The organism is Pseudomonas sp. PS01301, from assembly GCF_029960215.1.
GTDB lineage: Bacteria > Pseudomonadota > Gammaproteobacteria > Pseudomonadales > Pseudomonadaceae > Aquipseudomonas > Aquipseudomonas coleopterorum.
In genome coordinates this window covers 153,205-172,642 of record NZ_JASCPM010000004.1, presented here as the reverse complement: position 1 = coordinate 172,642, position 19,438 = coordinate 153,205, and the positions used below count along the sequence as shown (strand labels likewise).

Genomic DNA, 19,438 nt, shown 5'->3' with positions numbered 1-19,438 from the left:
GACGCCTGCTTTTGCCAACGAAACAGCAAGTTATGCCAGGGCAAATTGAGAAATCCTCCAACTCAATCAGAAATTTCTGATTCCCTTGTTGACGCTTCAGCAACCGACCCCTTGTAGTAATAACCTCTTACTTGATATGGATATCCATCATGATCATTCTGGTAGCCGGTATTCATGGGGTCGGTAAAACCTGGCATTGCGAGCACTATGCGCACCGTCGCGGGGTGCTGCACGGCAGCGCGAAAGGCTTGGTCCGGCAGGTGCTGGCGTCCGTGAAATGGAGCGATGACCGCTATGCGACCAACCGCGACCGTAATCGCCAGGCACTGGAACTGGCCGCTACCAGCATCGCCGCCAGCGGCAAATCGATGCTGCTGGAAGGCAACGTTGCCTTGATGGGCAAGCGAGCACGCACGTTGGGCATTGACGTGACGGCATTCGAGCGGCTTTCCCTGGGAGCGATCTTGCTGCTGGAAAGCGAGCCGGGGACCGTGCTCCAGCGGTTACCGGCCTGCCACGCCTCCGCCACCGAAGTCGAGCTATTCCAACAGCAGGAACGTGAGAGCGCACGAGCCGTGGCGCGGCATCTGCACATTCCGTTGATGTTGCTGCGCGACTGCAGCGATCACACTTTCGGCCAGACCGTGGACGCCTGGCTCAAGCGGGGTCAGCCCATTTCCATCGATACCGCCAGAAGCCATCCACCGGGGTTTCATCGTCTGTATCGCTGAGCGGAAGCATTGTGGCGTACCTGCCGCTCGTCGCCTCGAGGGCACGTTGGGATCCATGCGATGGCCCAATGCTTGTACCCCCCTCTCACTGCGGAGATGCACCATGTTGATTAGCAAAAAGCTCGCCTCGCTGGCTCTGGCCGGTCTTCTATCGGCTTCGTCGTTCGCGGCGATTGCGGCGTCGAACGACACCAACTCTACCGCCACACCTGAAGCCCCGTCGGGTCGTCAGGTTATCCCTGGCACCGACAAATCGCCCGACAGCGGCAACGCCACCGGCATCGATGGCAAATCCGGATCGATGAGCCAAGGCGCAGATGCCGGGACCACGGACGGCGGCCCTACTCCAATGGGCGCCAGCAAGGGTGATGGCAGCTCAGGCAACAGTGGCGGCAACGGCGCCGGCGCCGGTAAATAACCGCCCGCACCAGCCCACCCGGCGGCGCGAATCCCGCTCATGCTCCTGTAACGCACAGGGGCCGAGCAACGGGATTCGCGCCGTTTTCATGTCCGGCCCTCAATAATCGTGTCGTTCGAGAATCTGATCGACAGATTCCGGGGCAGGACGTTTGTAGAACTTGAGCAACTCGCTGGCACGATTGGTAAAGATACCGTCCACTCCCGCCTCGCTGACCTTCTTGAAATCAACCGCCTCGTCGACCGTGTAGACATGCACCAGCAAGCCCTTGTCGTGGGTCAGCTGGTTCATCCAGGGCTGGACCAGGTCCATGTAGCTCTGGTCTCCCCCCTCGGTCAATGCAGCCGAAGGGCCTGTGCCCACTGCACCGTTGGCCTTGGCGATGTCGAGCCAGCGCTCGAACTCGGCGCGATCACGGGGCTGTTGCTGGGCATAGTACGCCGCCTTGTCGGTCATGCCGGACGCCGCGAATGACCCCTTGGATTTGGGCTCGATGCTGCCCTCGCCGACCCACAGCAACAATACCTTGGGCACCTGCGGCATTTCCTTGGCCAGCAATTCCAGACTGTTTTTCTCGAACGTCTGCAACACCACGCGATGCTGACCATCCAGCCAGCCCCGTTGGGCAAGCTTGGCCTTGAGATCGCGTTCGATACCGGGAAACTGCTGCGGTACCTTGGTTTCGATGTACACCCCAGGTTTGTGGGTACCGTCCTGGGCGACGTCGAGCACTTCGTCCAGCGTGAGAATCTTCAGCCCCTTGTAGCTGTCACGGGCACGCTGCGGGTGCGCAGCATTGAACCAACTGCCGGCGTCGAGGGTTTTCAGCTCCGCCAGGGTGAAGTCGCTGACCGGCTTGTCCTTGCGCTCGGGGAATTTGCTGGCGATGTCGGTGGTGCGCAGCAGGGTGTCGTCGTGCAGCGCGATCAACTGCCCATCGCGGGTGCGTTGCACGTCGAGCTCGAGGTAGTCGGCGCCCAGATCACGCGCCAGCAGGTAGGCCGGCAGGGTGGATTCCGGGGCATCGTACGAGGCACCGCGATGGGCGATGACGGCGGGATAGGGAATGTTGGCGGCATGGGCCAACTGTTCGGGCGTTTGCCCGTGGGCCGAGGCAGCGGCGCCGAGGGCGACGGTCAGGCACAGCGTCTTGCACAGGGATGTCAACATGCGTAGTCCTTTCAGAGGTGATCGAAAACGGCACCGCAAGATACCGATGAACCGACCTAGCATAGACGGCGTCGGATGACAGGAGATGGCGTGCTAGAGTCGCGCCCTTGTCCAAGACACGAGCAGAACGAACCATCACCATGGCACATGACACCTTCGACGCCCACCTCGACGACTGGCAAACCCTGCACACCCGCCAGCCTGCGCAAAGTCTGCTGCTGGGCAACGGCGCCAGCCGTGCGGTCTGGCGCAGCTTCGCCTACGACGCGTTGTTCGAGCGCGCGCAAAAGGTGCGCAACAAACCGTTGAGCCTGACCGACCTGGCCTTGTTCAAGTCGCTGCAGACCCAGAGTTTCGAACAGGTGCTGACCGTGCTCAACAGCACCGTGCGGGTCAACGCGGCGTTGGCGATCAGCTCGACCGCCCCGCTCAACCGCTACTATGCGATCAAGGAAGCGTTGATCCACGCGGTGCGCAGCGTGCACATCCCCTATCGCCTGCTCGACGAGCAACGCCTGGCGGTTCTGAACCGCGAACTGCGTTCGTTCGACACCGTGTACAGCAGCAATTACGACCTGCTCTGCCCCTGGGCCGTGCAGCATGACCCGCAGGGTTTTGCCGAGCTGATGGACGTGGACGCCGGCTTCGACATCCGCCGCACGGCCTCCCAGGGATCGCGCATGCTGTACCTGCATGGCGGTCTGCACCTGATCAAGAACAGCGACGGCACGACCCGGCAGCGGACCGCCGAGGGCGAAGCCCTGCTCGACGGCTTTGCCATCAACACCCCAGGTGATGTACCACTGCTGATCAACGAGGGCCCCAGCGCACAGAAGCTGTGCAGCATCCGCGATTCCGATTACCTGAGCTGGTGCCATGGCGAGTTGAGCCTACAGGACGGTACGCTGTGCATTTTCGGCCACAACCTGGACAGCGACGACGCGCACATTCTCCAGGCCCTGCGCCAGGCGCCTGCGCAGACGTTCCACGTTTCGATCTTTCCGCTCAGCGATGCCTGGATCATCAGCCAGAAGCAGCGTTTCACAGCACTGTTCGCCGACTGCGGCAAAACCCTGCATTTCTTCGACGCAACCAGCCATGGCTTGGGGAGTGCGCAACTGAACGTACCGGTGCCCGCCGTTGTGAAGAAGCGTCGCTGAAGGCAAACGCCTTCAGCACAGCGATATCAACCCTTTCTCCAGCGCCAGCAGTACGGCCACGCTGCGCGAGCCCACGGCGAACTTGCGGCGGATGTTGGCGAAGTGAAAGTTAACCGTAGCCTCGGAGCAGGCCAATATGCGCGAGATTTCCCACGAGGACTTGCCTCTGCCGCTCCAGACGAGCACTTCCTGCTCGCGCGGCGTCAGCTTGATGTCGAGCGTCACTGCAAACTCCAACCCTTGACTTGAGCGCTCATGGTGGCGCTCGCCAAGGGTGGGTCACAACGCCGTCGACTTGTAGTGCCGACGCCTCACAGCAAGCTAGCCCAGCAGGCCGTCTTCCTGCAGCAAGGTCTGCAGGCGCTGCTCGCGAATGCCGTAGAACGCCTTCAACTCTTCGATCCTGGCCAGCGCTTCGGCGCTCGGGCTGGACGTGTCACGTTTGACCGCCAGAATCATCTTGTTCTTGTTGGTGTGTTCCAGAGAAATGAACTCGAACACCTTGGTTTCATAGCCGCAGGCGTCCAGCAGCAAGGCACGCAGGCTGTCGGTGACCATCTCGGCCTGCTGGCCCAGGTGCAGGCCGTATTGCAGCATGGGCTTGAGCAGGCCCGGGCTCTGGATCTGCAGGCGGATTTCCTTGTGGCAGCACGGCGAGCACATGATGATCGCCGCGCCGCAGCGGATACCGGTATGAATGGCGTAGTCGGTGGCGATGTCGCAGGCATGCAGGGCGATCATCACATCGATTTCGCTGGGCACCACCGAACGTACGTCACCGCATTCGAAAACCAGCCCCGGGTGGTCCAGACCAGCGGCTGCGGCGTTGCACAGCTCGACCATGTCAGGACGCAGTTCCACGCCCGTGACCTGTGCCTGAAGCTGCAGGGAGTTGGCCAGGTAGTCGTGGATGGCGAAGGTCAGGTAGCCCTTGCCCGAGCCGAAGTCGGCGACCCGCACCGGCGCGTCGGCCCTGGCCAGCCGGGACGTGGCGAACGCGTGGGAAAACACTTCGATGAACTTGTTGATCTGTTTCCACTTGCGCGACATCGACGGGATCAACTGCCCCTGCTGGTCGGTCACGCCCAGGTCCTGCAGGAACGGCCGGTTCAATTCGAGGAACCGCTTCTTTTCCCGATCGTGGCCCAGCTCCGGCGCAGCCCGTTCCTGTTGTAGCTTGTTGCGATGCAGGCTGGCCTTGTTCTTCTTGCTGAATTCAAGCTGCAACTCATCGGTCAAGGTCAGCAGATGCGCGTTCTTGAAGGTGTCAGGCAAGGCTTCGGCAATGAACTGCTGACCATCGCTGAGACTGAAGTTCTTGGTGATGTCGCACGTCTTGTAGCGGTACACGAACGACAGGCACGCTTCGCCCTTGATGGTCGCCAACTTGACGATCAGCCGCTGCAGCTCCGGCTCCTGGCCGACGTGGCGGGCCAGCACCAGCTTGATGAAAGCGTTCTGCGCCAGGCTGGTGTCGAGCAGGGCAAGGAATTCGGCGCGGGGGTCGGTGACGGGCATGGCGAAACGGATCTCGGGTGTGTTCAGGCGGGCATTTTAGTGGGTGTGCATGGACTTGGGGAAAATGGATTTGCCCTCACTGTCATGGATGCATTTGTATCAATCCTGGCACCTGACTGGATTGACCGGCGCCGATACGTTAAAACACCTCCCACGAACTACAAAAACACTGCCACCTGTCACCGGCTGCAGCACCCTGTGCGGTACGCCAAAGAGAAGAACTCCATGAACAAGCTGTGTCTGCTGGGCGTCGTCGTCGGCCTGGCCTTGCAATCCGCGCATGCCGAAAGCCCCTCCCAAGGTCCGCAGAACAAGGACGCATTCGTTGCCGACCTGCTCGCACGCATGACCGTCGACGAGAAGATCGGCCAGTTGCGGCTGATCGCCATCGGTGGGGAAATGACCCATCAGCGCATCGAAGCGGAGATTGCCGCGGGGCGTATCGGCGGCACGTTCAATTCGGTCACCCGAGCGGAAAACCGCCCCATGCAGGACGCTGCCCAGCGCAGCCGGCTGAAGATTCCGATGTTCTTCGCGTATGACGTCATTCATGGCCACCGTACCCAGTTTCCAATCAGCCTGGGCCTGGCCGCGAGCTGGGACATGGACGCCATTGCCCTGAGCGCCAGGACCTCGACCGCCGAAGCGGCCGCCGACGGGATCGACATGACCTTCGGGCCGATGGTCGACATTTCCCGCGATCCGCGCTGGGGCCGCATCAGCGAAGGGTTCGGCGAAGATACCCATCTGGTGTCGAAGATCGCCCGGGTGATGGTGGAGAACATCCAGGGCTCCAGCCCGGCCAATCCAGACCGGATGATGGCCAGCGCCAAGCATTTCGCCATGTACGGCGCAATCGAAGGCGGGCGCGACTACAACACCGTGGACATGAGCCCGCAGCGCATGTTCCAGGACTACCTGCCGCCCTACCGCGCCACCGTCGATGCCGGCACGGGCGGCATGATGGTCGCCTTGAACTCGATCAACGGCGTGCCGGCGACGTCCAACACCTGGCTGATGCAGGATGTACTGCGCAAACAATGGGGGTTCAAGGGCGTCACCATCAGCGACCACGGTGCCATCCATGAGCTGATCAAGCACGGTGTGGCCGCCGATGACCGCGAGGCGGCGAAACTGGCAATCAAGGCCGGCATCGACATGAGCATGAACGATCAGGCCTACGGCGAGCACCTCCCAGAGCTGCTCAAGAGTGGTCAGATCAGCGAGGCCGATCTCGACAACGCCGTGCGCGAAGTGCTCGGGGCCAAGTACGACATGGGTTTGTTCGCCAATCCGTACCTGCGCATCGGCAAGGCTCAGGACGATCCAGCCGACGTCAATGCGGAAAGCCGTCTGCATCGCGCCGAAGCCCGCGACGTGGCCCGCAAGACCCTGGTCCTGCTGAAAAACCAGAAGCAGACGCTGCCGCTGAAAAAGGATGCACGCATCGCGCTGATCGGGCCACTGGCCGATGCGCCGGATGACATGCTCGGCAGTTGGTCTGCCGCAGGCGTGGCCGGGCAGTCGGTAACGCTGCTCAAGGGCCTGCGCAATGCCGTGAGCGACCCGGCGCATATCAAATATGCGTTAGGCGCCAACCTCAGCGACGACCGCGCCACCGTGGAGTTCATCACCCGGTTCCTGCCTGAAAACATGAAACTGCCCCACGATCCGCGCTCCAGCCAGGCCCTGATCGACGAGGCGTTGGCGGCGGCACGTGATGCTGACGTGATCGTCGCGGCGGTTGGCGAATGGCGTGGCATGAGCCATGAATCGGCCAGTCGCGTCGCGCTCGATCTACCTCGCACCCAGCAGGCCTTGATCACGGCCCTGCGCGCCACCGGCAAACCGCTGGTGCTGGTACTGATGAACGGCCGTCCACTGACCATTGGCGAACAGCAGCGCCAGGCCGACGCGGTTCTGGAAACCTGGTACGCCGGCACCGAGGGTGGCAATGCCATCGCCGATGTGCTGTTCGGCGACTACAACCCGTCCGGCAAGCTGCCGGTCACCTTCCCGCGCTCGGTGGGCCAGGTGCCGCTGTACTACAGCCACTTGAGCATTGGCCGGCCGTTCACGCCAGGGCATCCAGGCAACTACAGTTCCCAATATTTCGATAGCGAGCAAGGTCCGCTGTACCCCTTCGGCTACGGCTTGAGCTACACCGATTTTAGCCTGTCGGACGTCAAGCTGTCGAGCAAGCGTATGAGCCGCGATGGCAAGGTCACAGCCAGCATCAACGTACGCAACATCGGCAAGGTCGCGGGCGAAACCGTGGTGCAGTTGTATGTGCGCGACGTGGCCGCTTCCATGGCCCGACCGGTCAAGGAGCTCAAGCATTTCCGCAAGCTGATGCTCAAGCCGGGCGAAAGCCAGACCCTGACCTTCGACATCGTCGAGGACGATCTGAAGTTCTATAACCAGCAACTGGTTCGTGCAGCGGAAGCGGGTCAATTCACTGTCATGATCGGGCTGGATTCCGACGACGTGAAAGAGGCGAGCTTCGAGTTGTTGTAGCCGGCAATGGTCGAGTAGCGCCCGTGATCGACTCCCGTGCCCTGCGCCTGAGCGCCATCGTGCTGGCCATCGTGGCCGGCGCGGTGCTGTCCGCCGTCTGGGCCAGCGGCCATGCCCAGCGACTGGCCCAGAACGAAGAGGCGTCGCGCAGCAATGGCCAGCTGGCTTTGTACGCCAACAGCCTGCACACGCTGATCGAGCGCTACCGCACCCTGCCTGCCGTACTGGCGCTGGATCCGCAATTGCAGCAGGCGTTGCAGGGGCCGATCGACGCGGCCACCCAGGATGTGCTGAACCGCAAGCTGGAGCGCATCAACGCGGCAGCTCGCTCCTCGACCCTGGAACTGCTCGACCGCGCCGGTCTGGCGGTGGCCGCCAGCAACTGGCGCCTGCCCACCAGCTATGTGGGTCACAACTACGCGTTCCGTCCTTATTTCAGCCAGTCGGTCAGCCAGGGCAGCGGGCGCTTCTATGCCGTGGGCGTGACCAGCGGTATCCCCGGCTATTTCCTGTCCAGCGCCATCAAGGACAGCCGGGACGGTTTTCTCGGCGCCATGGTGGTCAAGCTGGAACTGCCCGAGCTGGAACAGGAATGGGCGCAGGGGCCTGACACGCTGCTGGTCAGCGATGCGCGGGGCGTGGTGTTCATCGCCAATCGGCCGGGCTGGCGCTATCGCACGCTGCACGCCTTGAGCGATGCCGACCGCGCTGAGTTGCAGCGCACTCGCCAGTATCACGACCAAGCCGTGCAGCCGCTGGATCACCAAGTGCTGGACACGCTCGACGCCGCCGCCAGGCGAGTACGGGTCAACGGCCCACAGGGCACGGCCGACTATCTCTGGGCATCGTTGCCGATGGCCAGTGAAGGCTGGACCTTGCACCTGCTCAAACCACCCGTCGCGGGCAACGAGGACAGCCGCAATGCCGCGCTGGCGGCGGTGGGCGTGTGGCTGAGCCTGGTCTTCGGTGGCTTGTGGCTGAACCAGCGCCGTCGTCTGGCCGCACTGCGCCAGCGCAGCCGCGAGCAGCTGGAGTCGCTGGTACGAGCACGCACCCGTGAATTGCGTGACGCCCAGGAAGGTCTGGTTCAGGCGGCGAAGCTGGCCGCCCTGGGCCAGATGTCGGCTGCGCTGGCCCACGAGATCAGCCAACCGCTGACGGCGCAGCGCATGCAACTGGCGAGCCTGCGGCTGCTGCTCGATCAGGATCGCATCGATGCGGCGCGCCAGGCCCTGGCGCCACTGGAACAGATGCTGACACGCATGGCGGCGCTGACCACACACTTGAAAACCTTCGCCCGCAAGAGCCCGGCAGGCGTACGCGAACGACTCGACCTGGCGCGGGTGCTCGATCAGGCCTTGCAGTTGCTGGAAACGCCTCTGCAGGCAGCCGGGGTCCGCCTGCATCTGCAGGTCAGCCGGCCTGCCTGGGTGCGCGGCGACGCCATTCGCCTGGAACAGGTGATGATCAACCTGTTGCGCAATGCGCTGGACGCCATGAGCAGCGAGCCGGCCAAGGACCTGCACATCACCCTGCAGATTCACGGCGAACACTGGCATCTGGGCATCGCCGACAGTGGCAGCGGCATTGCCAGTGAACACATCGAGCATTTGTTCGATCCGTTTTTCACCACCAAGCCGATCGGCGAAGGGCTTGGCCTGGGGCTGGCGGTCTCGCTGGCGATCGCCCATGAACACGGTGGTCAGCTGAGCGCGGAAAACCTGGAGCGTGGCGCTCGCTTCACCCTCGCCCTGCCCCTCGACAAGGAGCCTGCATGAGCAATCAAGTGATGGTCATCGACGACGAAGCGAGCATTCGTGACGCCGTCGAACAATGGTTGGGCCTCAGTGGCTTTTCGGTGCAGCGTTTCAGCCAGGCCGAGGAGTGCCTGGCACAACTGCCAGAGGATTTCCCCGGCGTGATCCTCAGCGATGTGCGCATGCCGGGCATGGGCGGGCTTGGTCTGCTGGCGCAACTCCAGGCACGCGATCCCGAATTGCCGGTGATTCTCTTGACCGGCCACGGTGACGTACCGATGGCGGTGCAGGCCATGCGCGATGGTGCCTACGACTTTCTCGAAAAACCATTCAGCCCGGAAAGCTTGCTGAGCAGCTTGCGGCGGGCTCAGGACAAGCGTCGGCTGGTCCTGGAAAACCGCCGTCTGCACAACCGCGCCGACTTCAGCGAGCAATTGCAGGCGACCCTGCTCGGCGCGGCGCCCGCCATCGCCCAACTGCGCCGCCAGGTGCTGGACCTGGCCTCACTGCCGGTCAACGTAGTGATTCGCGGCGAGACCGGCAGTGGCAAGGAGCTGGTCGCACGCTGCCTGCACGATTTCGGCCCGCGCGCCGGCAAGCCGTTCGTGGCGCTCAATTGCGCTGCCATTCCCGAGGCGCTGTTCGAGGCCGAACTGTTTGGCCATGAAAGCGGCGCCTTCACCGGTGCGCAAGGCAAGCGCATCGGCAAGCTGGAATACGCTCACGGCGGAACGTTGTTTCTCGACGAGATCGAAAGCCTGCCCATGGCCCAGCAAGCCAAGCTGCTGCGCGTGCTGCAGGAGCAGAAGCTCGAACGCCTGGGCTCCAACCAGAGCATCGCGGTGGACCTGCGCCTGGTCGCGGCCAGCAAGCCCGATCTGCTGGAGCAGGCCCGGGCCGGGCTGTTTCGCGAAGACCTGGCTTATCGGCTGAATGTCGCCGAACTGCGCCTGCCACCGCTGCGCGAGCGGCGTGAAGACATCGTGTGCCTGTTCGATCATTTCACGGCGGCCACCGCAAAGCGCCTGGGACGCCCGGTACCGGTGGTGAACTCGACGCAACTGAGTCAGTTGCTCAGTCAGGATTGGCCCGGCAATGTCCGCGAGCTGGCCAACGCCGCCGAACGCCACGTGCTGGGGCTGGCCGCGCCTGCCCTGGAAACACCCGGCGGCGGGCTGTCGTTGGCGGCGCAGCAGGAAGCGTTCGAAGCGCAATGCCTGCGTGCGGCACTGGCCCGACATCGGGGTGACATCAAAGCGGTGATGCACGCCCTGCAAGTGCCCCGGCGGACCTTGAACGAAAAGATGCAGCGTCACGGACTGGCGCGTGAAGACTTTCGCGAATAGGCAAAAATCCGCTTATCACCCTTCTCGTATCAGCAAGAATCCGCCTACTTTATGCATAAGCCCCCGCAAAACCTGGGCTTCGCAGGCTGGCACGGCTTCTGCTATTGCCTTGGCAAGCGCGACTCAACGTGCTGCCAACAATAACGAGAAGGTTCCATCATGGATAACTCAAACACCCTGCCCGCCGGGGCAACTGCTGCATCCGCCCCGCCTCGCACCACCGCCAGCCGGGTCAAATCGATCTTCAGCGGTTCGGTCGGCAACATGGTCGAATGGTATGACTGGTACGTCTATGCCGCATTCTCCCTGTACTTCGCCCAAGTGTTCTTCCCCAAGGACAGTCTCAACGCCCAACTGCTCAACACTGCCGCGATCTTCGCCGTCGGGTTTCTGATGCGCCCCATCGGCGGCTGGCTGATGGGCCTGTATGCCGACCGCAAAGGCCGCAAGGCGGCGCTGATGGCCTCGGTCCTGCTGATGTGCTTCGGCTCGCTGGTGATCGCCCTGACACCGGGCTACGAAACCATTGGCATCTGGGCACCGGTGCTGCTGGTCTTGGCGCGGCTGATGCAGGGCCTCTCGGTGGGCGGTGAATACGGCACCTCCGCCACCTACCTGAGCGAGATGGCCACCCGCGAGCGACGTGGTTTCTTCTCCAGCTTCCAGTACGTCACCCTGATCTCCGGTCAGTTGATCGCGCTGGCGGTGCTGATCGTGCTGCAACAGACGCTCACCGAAGAACAACTGCTGAGTTGGGGCTGGCGCGTACCCTTCGTGATCGGTGCGCTGTGCGCCGTGGTTGCTTTGTGGCTGCGTCGCGGTATGGAAGAGACCGAATCCTTCACCCAGAAAAAGGTCTCCAAGGAAAGCACGATGCGCACCCTGTTGCGCCACCCCAAGGAACTGCTGACCGTGGTCGGCCTGACCATGGGCGGTACGCTGGCGTTCTACACCTACACCACCTACATGCAGAAGTACCTGGTCAACACGGTGGGCTTCAGCAAGGCCGACTCGACGGCCATCTCGGCCGCCACGCTGTTCCTGTTCATGTGCCTGCAACCGGTCATCGGCGCCCTTTCCGACAAGGTCGGACGCCGCCCGATCCTGATCGCCTTTGGCGTACTGGGCACCCTGTGTACCGTCCCCATCCTGACCACCCTGCACACCATTGAAACCTGGTGGGGCGCGTTCTTCCTGATCATGGCGGCGCTGATCATCGTCAGTGGATACACCTCCATCAACGCGGTGGTCAAGGCCGAGCTGTTCCCCACCGAAATCCGCGCCCTGGGCGTCGGCCTGCCCTACGCACTGACCGTATCGGTCTTCGGCGGCACCGCCGAACTGATCGCTCTGTGGTTCAAGCAGATCGGCATGGAAACCGGTTACTACTGGTACGTGACCGCCTGCATCGCCTGCTCGCTGCTGGTATACGTGTTCATGAAGGACACCCAGAAGCACTCGCGGATCGAAACGGACTGAAGCCAGGCATGCCCCCGCCGCGACGGCGGGGGCAGTTGCACTGGAAACCGCTGACAACGCACACTGGGGGCACTTGAACGCTGAGGACTGCCCCCGATGTCGGATGACACCTACTACTACGAACCCGCCAAGGGCCATGGTTTGCCCCACGACCCGTTCAACGCCATCGTCGGCCCGCGGCCGATCGGCTGGATCTCCTCCCAGGACCGCGAAGGTCGTCTGAACCTGGCGCCCTACAGCTTCTTCAACGCCTTCAACTACACGCCGCCGATCATTGGCTTCGCCAGTGTGGGACGCAAGGACAGCCTGAACAACATCGAACAGACCGGCGAATTCGTCTGGAATCTGTCGACTCGCGCCCTGGCCGAGCAGATGAACCAGAGCTGCGCGGCGGTGGGCCCCGAAGTCGACGAGTTCGAACTCAGCGGTTTGCAGCACGCGCCTTCGAAGATCGTCAGCGTGCCGCGGGTGCTCGAAGCGCCGGTGTCATTCGAATGCAAGGTCACCCAGATCATTCAACTCAAGGGCGCCGATCAGCAAGAGGTGCCCACCTGGTTGATTCTGGGTGAGGTGGTGGCGGTGCACATCGCCAAGTCACTGCTCAAGGACGGCATCTACGACACAGCCGCGGCCGGCCCGATCCTGCGTGGCGGTGGCCCGGCCGATTACTTCGAGATCGGTCCGCAGGCGCTGTTCCAGATGCACCGGCCACAGGTCAAGTAGGCGCAAACACCGGTTCGCCGTCTTCGTCGACACGGGCCAGTGTCGACAAGACCTCGGCGGCAGCGCCATCGGCCTCGTGGGCAGTGGCGAACGACTGGCCGTCGAGCACCTTGTGGAAACGCGGGGCGCCGCCGCCCTGCAGCGCCTTGATGGCAATGGCGGCGCGGTAACTGCCCGCCTCCGGCACTACTGCCGAAACCGCTTCGTGATGTTCGAATACCTTGCGTGCCATGACGTACCTCGGGCCGATGGAAAAGCCGCGATTGTACGCGGCTCAGGCCGCACTGGCATGTTCGAGCGCGGCGTCACCGAAGGTGTGCAGGTCGAGGCTGGTCACCAGCAGGCCGTGGACCAGATCGGAGAACACCTGCATGCCCGGCGAGTTGAGCCAGGCGGTCATCGCGGCCTGATCGCGCCAAACGCCAGCCACCTGCCACAGTCGCTCGTCGCCGTGACTGCGCTGGACCGCAAAGTGCAGACAGCCAGGCATGGCCAGCGCGGGCCGTACCAGCGCCGACAAACCCAGCCCGACCCGCTCCGAATCACCTGGCCGGGCGGTGACCAGGGCACAATGACTGACGGTAGAAAATGAGTTCATGCGCGACTCTCCCTGATTGAACGTTCTGCGGTGAACAAGGCTGCAGCGACAACGTTACGCAACCCCGGACCGCAGGGGTTAGCCGTTTCCTGTCAAGGTCTTGCCCGATCCTGCCGGGTTGCAGCTTCGTTCAACCGGAATGGCTTATTTTGGGCACTTTCAGGCTTGCCCGCAGACACTGCCCGCCTCGGTGTGTACAAGGCCCTGACGCAAGTTGGCAGGATTGGGCAAACATCCGGCAGCTATCGTCTACCTCTGGCATTAAGCGCGGATTATCCTCGCCTGATGTGATGTACAGATCCTGGAGCCTGCATGACCCTCTCCGCCCCTGCTTTGTTACCGCTGGACCCCGCTCTGGAACACAGCCGTCGCGAACTGGCCGAGCGCATCGCGCGCGGCGCCCAGACGCCAGGCGACCATGGCACCGCGATCAGCGGCCTGCGCCTGGTGCGTTATGAGGAATGCGTGCAGTCGTTCCCGGCCCTGGTCCAACCGGCGCTGTGCATCCTTGCCAATGGCAGCAAGGAAGTGCGCCTGGGCGATGAGCGCTATGTCTATGATCCGTTGAATTTTCTGGTGGTGTCGGTAGCCATGCCGGTCTCGGGACGGATCCTCGATGCCACCCCGCACGATCCCAGCCTGTCGCTGCGGCTGGACATCGACCCTGAGGAAATCAACGCAGTGATCGCCGACGCCGGACCGTTGGGTGTGCCTACGCGCTCGACCCAGCGCGGCTTGTACGTGGAGCGAATGGACACGGCCTTTCTGGATGCCGTGCTGCGTCTGGTTCGACTGCTGGAAACACCGAAAGACATTGCCGTGCTGGCACCCCTGGTACGGCGGGAAATCCTCTACCGTCTGTTAGGCGGGCAACAAGGTCATCGACTGTACGAAATCGCGGTGGCGCACAGTCAGACCCATCGCGTGAGCCAAGCCATCGCCTGGATCAACCGGCATTTCCATCGCAGCCTGCGCATCGAAGACCTGGCCCGGGAAGTCAACCTGAGCGTGTCCACCCTGCACCACCGCTTCAAGGCGGTAACCTCCATGAGCCCGCTGCAATATCAGAAACAGCTTCGCTTGCAGGAGGCGCGCCGGCTGATGCTCAGCGAAGACCTCGACGCCTCGGCGGCCGGGTATCGAGTGGGTTACGAAAGCCCTTCCCAGTTCAGCCGCGAATACAGCCGCCATTTCGGCGCGCCGCCGGTGCGCGATCTGGCACGGCTGCGGATCAGTCTGTAGGGCCGCGCAGGCAGACCTGGAAAAAACACCGGGTCACCGATAGAACCGATAGCTAGCTATCCAGTACACTCTAAGCCACGGCCCGCGGCCATCTGGCCTCGGCGTTTCTCTACAGGCCCACCTGTGACCGATCTCAGCCATTCCCCGCCGGCCATCAAGAGCATTCTAGTGGCCTTGATGCTGGCCATTTTTCTCGGCGCCCTGGATCAGACCATCGTTGCGGTCTCGATGCCGGCCATCTCTGCGCAGTTCAACGATGTCGACCGTCTGGCCTGGGTGATTTCCGGGTACATGGTGGCCATGACCGTGGCCACGCCGATCTACGGCAAGCTGGGCGACCTGTATGGCCGTCGGCGGATGATCCTCATCGGCACCGGATTGTTCACCGTCGCGTCGCTGTTCTGTGGCATGGCGCAGAGCATGGAGCAGCTGGTGCTGGCGCGCCTGCTGCAAGGGGTGGGTGCTGGCGGCATGGTATCGGTCAGCCAGGCAATCATCGGTGACGTGGTGCCGCCCCGCGAGCGCGGTCGCTACCAGGGGTATTTCAGCAGCATGTACGCCGCAGCCAGTGTGCTGGGGCCGGTGCTCGGCGGCTACATGACCCAGTACCTGTCGTGGCGCTGGGTGTTTTTGATCAACCTGCCGCTGGGCGCATTCGCCTGTTGGTACGCCAACCGCAAATTGGCAGGGCTGCCGATTCCGCAGCGCACGCCGATCATCGACTACCTGGGCACGGTGCTGATGATCATCGGCTTGAGTACCTTGCTGATGAGCATCACCCGCATCGGCCAGGGCCATGGGCTGGGCGACACGCAGGTGTGGGGCCTGCTGGTGGTGGCCGTGGTGGCACTGCTGGGTTTCGTCTGGCATGAGCGACGCTTTCGCGAGCCTCTGCTGCCGCTGCACCTGTTCGCCATTCCAGCGGCGGTGCTGTGCTGGTGCTCGGTATTTTTCACCAGCTTTCAGGCCATTGGCCTGAGCGTGATGATGCCCCTGCGTTTCCAGACCGTCACCGGGGCCGGGGCCGATGCAGCGGCGCTGTACCTGCTACCGCTGGCGCTGGGCCTGCCGATTGGCGCGTTCCTGGGCGGGCGTCGGACTTCACAGACCGGGCGTTACAAACCGATCATCCTGACTGGGGCGCTGCTTGCCCCGTTGGGCATTGTGGGCATGTCGTTCAGCCCGCCGGACAACCTGCTGCTCAGCGTGGGCTTCATGTTGTTGACCGGCTTCGCCTGCGGCCTGCAGTTTCCCACCTCGCTGGTGGGCGCGCAGAACTCGGTGCAGGCCAGGGACATTGGTGTGGCGACCAGCACCCTGGCGTTGTTTCGCTCGCTGGGGGGCGCGGTTGGGGTGGCCTGCCTGTCGGCCCTGCTCCTGGCCATGTTGCATGGCGTGCAGTTGGCGGACGGTGCCTTGGGCGGTCACGGCCTCGAGGCGATGGGCGACAATGTACTGCTGACCGGGCTCAATGCGGCGGCAGGCCCGGCACGGGACGCCTTGCGGCTGGAACTGGGGCAGACCTTTCAACACCTGCTGTGGGCCAGTGCCGGTATTTCGCTGCTGGGACTGGCCGTGGCATTGGCGCTGCCCAATCTGGAACTGAGGGGCCGTGGGCATGGGGAGAAGTAGCTTGTGTGGGGGGGCAGGTCTGGCCTCTTCGCGGGTAGAACCCGCTCCCACAAGGGGTGGAGCGAAGCTGCTTGACCTGTGGGAGGGGGTTCTAACCGCGAAGGGGCCCGCTCAGACAGCCGGTCGCTTCTTGCGTTGGGCCCAGGCCACGGCCAGGCCGCTGAGGCAGATGACGCTGATGCCCACCACCCCGAAGATATCCGGGGTATGGTCGAAGATCAGGTAACCGTACATCCCGGCAAACAGGATCTGTCCGTAGCTGAACGGCGCCAGCAGCGCCGGCGCCGCATGGCGAAAGGCTTGAGTCAGCAACAGATGCCCGAGCATGCCGCAGGTGCCCAGGCCTACCATGAACAAGGCATCGATCCAGCCCGGTGCCTGCCAGAAGAACGGCAGCACCGCGCTCATGATCAGGGTGTTGAAGATACCGGCAAGAAAGTTGCTGGTGGTCGGGCTGTCGATGCCGCTCAGCTTGCGCGTGAGCAACTGGTACAGACCGAAGAAGAACGCGGAAATCAGCGGCAGGATGATCGCCGGCGTGAACAAGGCACCGCCGGGTCGGATGACGATGAGCACACCGATGAAGCCGGTGATCACCGCCGCCCACTGCGCGCGCGTAACGACTTCCTTGAGCAGCGGTACCGACAGCGCCGTCACCAGCAAGGGGGCCAGGAAGTTCACCGCGGTGGCCTCGGCCAACGGTATGTAACGCAGGCTGGTGGTGAAGAACAGGCTGGTGGCGATCAGGCACAGCGCGCGCAGCAGCTGCAGTCCGGGTCGCTTGGTGCGGATGACCGTGGACAAACCGGTCTGCGGCACGAAGATGGCCAGCATCAACAGGGTGTGCACCACATAGCGCGCCCACACCACCACGACGATGGGAAAAAACCCGGAGAGGTACTTGGACAAGGCGTCGTGACTGGCGAACAGCAACGTCGCCAGACAGATCAGCGCGATACCGCGCAGCGGCTGGCTGGCCCCAGTAAGCAACGGGTTTTGCACGCTCATTCACACGCTCGCAACAGGATGATGAAAGGGTACCGACCGGGCGGGTAAGGTCGATGATGGCGCGAGCGGGGGCAGTGTTACAACTTGATTCACAACTTTATTTGCGCAACGCCGGCGTCAGGCTCAGCGTTTGCAGGCTCAGGTCCACCCAACGCTCGGCTTCCTGGAAAAGGTCGAAACTGTCAGGGACCAGCAACCATTGACCGATCATGCCATCTATATAGGCGTGCAAGGCGATGGCGGCCCTGACGGTGTCCAGGTCACGCGGCAGCTGTTCGCGGTTCACCGCATTTCTCAGCGAGCGTTCGATGCGCACATTGCAGTCGATGCTGACCGTCTGACGTTGGCGACGCATGTCACACATTTCATCGGTGAACTCGCACTTATGATGCAGAATTTCGTTGAGACGGCGGGTCTTGGGGTCCACGGCGATCTGCTGGAACAGGCGGATCAGCAGTTTGCGCATGCAACCCAGCGGGTCTGGCTCATCCTCGCTTTCGCTGGCCTGGGCCAACTCTTCGAGCGGTTCCTGCAGGCTGTCGAGCATGGCCTGGACCAGATCGGCCTTGTTGCTGAAGTGCCAATAGATGGCGCCGCGCGTCACCCCGGCCAGGGTTGCGATGTCGGCCAAGGTCGTGCGAGCCACACCGCGCTCGTAGAAAGCCTGTTCGGCGGCCTCGAGAATCTGGCTTCGGGTTTCCTGGGCTTCCTCTTTGGTACGGCGAACCATGGCAGTAGAACCTCAATCTTCAATGCACGGGCCATGCGGTACGCGGCGCGTGCTCAGGCCGGGAATCCCTTTTATGCGGGGCTTGTCCCGAATGTCGATGGTGCGCCGCCTCGTCGCGGGCATCAGGCCATCAAGTTGTTTACAAACAACCACGAATGTAAGTATATTCGTTAGTAAGCTATTAATCCAGTCGTAACATTTTTTCAACCTTCCACTATTCTTGAGCCCTCCCACGCGCTCACGACCCGAGGATCTTCATGCAATTCAAGCCAGTTGTTACCGCTCTGGTATCCGCCGTCGCCCTGGCCACTCTGCTCAGCGGCTGTGACAAAAAGGAAGAAGCAGCCCCGCAGCAGGCTCAGCAGGCTCCTCAGGTCGGCGTGGTTACCCTGAAAACCCAACCCTATACCCTGACCAGCGAACTGCCGGGTCGGACCACTGCGTACCGCGTGGCCGAAGTGCGGCCGCAGGTCAACGGGATCATCCTCAAGCGTCTGTTCAAGGAAGGTACCGAGGTCAAGGCCGGGCAGCAGCTCTACCAGATCGACCCGTCGGTGTACGAGGCCACGCTGGGCAGCTCCCAGGCGACCCTGGAATCGGCCAAGTCGCTGGCTGGACGCTACAAGCAGCTGATCGACGAGCAAGCCGTCAGCCGTCAGGAATACGACAACGCCCGCTCGCAGCAGCTGCAAGCCGAAGCCTCGGTCAAGAGCGCGCAGATCGACTTGCGCTACACCAAGGTGCTGGCGCCGATCTCGGGCCGTATCGGTCGTTCCGACGTGACCGAAGGTGCACTGGTGACCAACGGCCAGACCAACGCCATGGCCACCATCCAGCAGTTGGACCCGATCTACGTCGACGTGACCCAGTCGTCCGCCGAAATGCTCCGGTTGCGTCGCGACCTGGACAGCGGCAAGTTGCAGAAGGCCGGCGACAATGCCGCGTCGGTGAAGCTGACCCTGGAAGACGGCAGCGAATACAGCCAGACCGGCAAGCTGGAGTTCTCCGAAGTGTCGGTCGACCAGGCCACCGGTTCGGTGACCCTGCGCGCCGTGTTCCCCAACCCCGAGCACGTGCTGCTGCCAGGCATGTTCGTTCACGCCAAGCTGCAGGCCGGTGTGCGCAGCGAGGCGATCCTGGCACCGCAGCAAGGCGTGACCCGTGACCTCAAGGGCACCCCGACTGCCTTGATCGTGAACAAGGACAACAAGGTCGAGCAGCGCGAGCTGGTAGCCAATCGCACCGACGGCGCGTTCTGGGTGATCGAGAAAGGCCTGAACGCCGGCGATCGCGTCATCACCGAGGGCCTGCAGTACGTCAAGCCTGGTGCCGACGTGACCGTGAAGGAAGCGGGCAACCTGACGCCCGGCCAGTCCGATTCCACCGCCACAGGCGAAGGTAAGTAATCG

General features: G+C 62.8%; 18 protein-coding genes. 11 read left to right on the top strand and 7 right to left on the bottom strand.

Annotation, left to right across the window (positions count from 1 at the left end):
• Positions 1 to 149: 149 nt before the first annotated feature.
• Both QMX89_RS03575 and QMX89_RS03570 read left to right on the top strand, forming a co-directional pair.
• Complete coding sequence (locus QMX89_RS03575; protein ID WP_282346902.1) at positions 150 to 731, top strand: AAA family ATPase; 582 nt, start codon at positions 150 to 152, stop codon at positions 729 to 731.
• A 103-nt stretch (positions 732 to 834) separates the two neighbouring features.
• Positions 835 to 1,149, top strand: coding sequence for a hypothetical protein (locus QMX89_RS03570; protein WP_049860698.1), 315 nt, complete (start codon positions 835 to 837; stop codon positions 1,147 to 1,149).
• A gap of 99 nt (positions 1,150 to 1,248) precedes the next feature.
• Here QMX89_RS03570 and QMX89_RS03565 read toward each other — a convergent pair whose 3' ends face one another.
• On the bottom strand, positions 1,249 to 2,319 hold the full coding sequence (locus QMX89_RS03565; RefSeq protein ID WP_282346900.1) for a glycerophosphodiester phosphodiesterase: 1,071 nt from the start codon (positions 2,317 to 2,319) through the stop codon (positions 1,249 to 1,251).
• A 140-nt stretch (positions 2,320 to 2,459) separates the two neighbouring features.
• On the opposite strand from QMX89_RS03565, the gene QMX89_RS03560 reads away from it, so the two are divergent.
• Positions 2,460 to 3,479 (top strand): DUF4917 family protein, encoded by a 1,020-nt coding sequence (locus QMX89_RS03560; protein ID WP_282346899.1) that lies wholly within the window; start codon positions 2,460 to 2,462, stop codon positions 3,477 to 3,479.
• A gap of 12 nt (positions 3,480 to 3,491) precedes the next feature.
• Here QMX89_RS03560 and QMX89_RS03555 read toward each other — a convergent pair whose 3' ends face one another.
• Positions 3,492 to 3,704: a helix-turn-helix transcriptional regulator gene (locus QMX89_RS03555; protein WP_275669801.1), complete on the bottom strand. Its 213-nt coding sequence runs from the start codon at positions 3,702 to 3,704 to the stop codon at positions 3,492 to 3,494.
• A 96-nt stretch (positions 3,705 to 3,800) separates the two neighbouring features.
• Positions 3,801 to 4,997: an SAM-dependent methyltransferase gene (locus QMX89_RS03550; RefSeq protein ID WP_282346893.1), complete on the bottom strand. Its 1,197-nt coding sequence runs from the start codon at positions 4,995 to 4,997 to the stop codon at positions 3,801 to 3,803.
• A 225-nt stretch (positions 4,998 to 5,222) separates the two neighbouring features.
• Between QMX89_RS03550 and bglX the strand changes: the two genes are divergently transcribed.
• The 5 genes from bglX (at position 5,223) to QMX89_RS03525 (ending at position 12,819) form a co-directional block, all read left to right on the top strand.
• Positions 5,223 to 7,514, top strand: a complete 2,292-nt coding sequence (gene bglX / locus QMX89_RS03545; protein WP_282346891.1) for a beta-glucosidase BglX — start codon at positions 5,223 to 5,225, stop codon at positions 7,512 to 7,514.
• Between the two features lie 23 nt (positions 7,515 to 7,537).
• Positions 7,538 to 9,292, top strand: a complete 1,755-nt coding sequence (locus tag QMX89_RS03540; RefSeq protein WP_282346889.1) for an ATP-binding protein — start codon at positions 7,538 to 7,540, stop codon at positions 9,290 to 9,292.
• Positions 9,289 to 10,617 carry a sigma-54 dependent transcriptional regulator gene (locus tag QMX89_RS03535; RefSeq protein ID WP_282346887.1) on the top strand — a complete coding sequence of 443 codons (1,329 nt, stop codon included), beginning with the start codon at positions 9,289 to 9,291 and terminating at the stop codon, positions 10,615 to 10,617. The genes QMX89_RS03540 and QMX89_RS03535 overlap by 4 nt, the downstream gene beginning before the upstream one ends.
• A 159-nt stretch (positions 10,618 to 10,776) precedes the next feature.
• Positions 10,777 to 12,096: an MFS transporter gene (locus QMX89_RS03530; protein ID WP_056845109.1), complete on the top strand. Its 1,320-nt coding sequence runs from the start codon at positions 10,777 to 10,779 to the stop codon at positions 12,094 to 12,096.
• Between the two features lie 96 nt (positions 12,097 to 12,192).
• Complete coding sequence (locus QMX89_RS03525) at positions 12,193 to 12,819, top strand: flavin reductase family protein (RefSeq protein ID WP_049860689.1); 627 nt, start codon at positions 12,193 to 12,195, stop codon at positions 12,817 to 12,819.
• Here the strand turns inward: QMX89_RS03525 and QMX89_RS03520 are convergent.
• Both QMX89_RS03520 and QMX89_RS03515 read right to left on the bottom strand, forming a co-directional pair.
• Positions 12,812 to 13,051, bottom strand: coding sequence for a hypothetical protein (locus tag QMX89_RS03520; RefSeq protein ID WP_134722576.1), 240 nt, complete (start codon positions 13,049 to 13,051; stop codon positions 12,812 to 12,814). The two genes, QMX89_RS03525 and QMX89_RS03520, sit on opposite strands and share 8 nt — an antisense overlap.
• Positions 13,052 to 13,093: 42 nt before the next feature.
• Positions 13,094 to 13,417, bottom strand: coding sequence for an antibiotic biosynthesis monooxygenase family protein (locus tag QMX89_RS03515; protein ID WP_049860687.1), 324 nt, complete (start codon positions 13,415 to 13,417; stop codon positions 13,094 to 13,096).
• Positions 13,418 to 13,729: 312 nt separating this feature from the next.
• Here QMX89_RS03515 and QMX89_RS03510 point away from each other — a divergent pair, with 312 nt between their 5' ends.
• Together QMX89_RS03510 and QMX89_RS03505 are read left to right on the top strand one after the other, a co-directional pair.
• Positions 13,730 to 14,659 carry an AraC family transcriptional regulator gene (locus QMX89_RS03510; RefSeq protein ID WP_282346877.1) on the top strand — a complete coding sequence of 310 codons (930 nt, stop codon included), beginning with the start codon at positions 13,730 to 13,732 and terminating at the stop codon, positions 14,657 to 14,659.
• 123 nt (positions 14,660 to 14,782) lie between these two features.
• Positions 14,783 to 16,291, top strand: coding sequence for an MDR family MFS transporter (locus QMX89_RS03505; RefSeq protein ID WP_282346875.1), 1,509 nt, complete (start codon positions 14,783 to 14,785; stop codon positions 16,289 to 16,291).
• Positions 16,292 to 16,402: 111 nt separating this feature from the next.
• Here the strand turns inward: QMX89_RS03505 and QMX89_RS03500 are convergent, their stop codons facing one another.
• Positions 16,403 to 17,299, bottom strand: a complete 897-nt coding sequence (locus QMX89_RS03500) for a DMT family transporter (protein WP_049860684.1) — start codon at positions 17,297 to 17,299, stop codon at positions 16,403 to 16,405.
• Between the two features lie 97 nt (positions 17,300 to 17,396).
• Entirely contained in the window at positions 17,397 to 18,029 is a 633-nt protein-coding gene (locus QMX89_RS03495; protein WP_090356615.1) for a TetR family transcriptional regulator, read from the bottom strand.
• 257 nt (positions 18,030 to 18,286) lie between these two features.
• Here QMX89_RS03495 and QMX89_RS03490 point away from each other — a divergent pair, with 257 nt between their 5' ends.
• Positions 18,287 to 19,435 carry an efflux RND transporter periplasmic adaptor subunit gene (locus QMX89_RS03490; protein WP_056845099.1) on the top strand — a complete coding sequence of 383 codons (1,149 nt, stop codon included), beginning with the start codon at positions 18,287 to 18,289 and terminating at the stop codon, positions 19,433 to 19,435.
• Positions 19,436 to 19,438 lie beyond the last annotated feature (3 nt).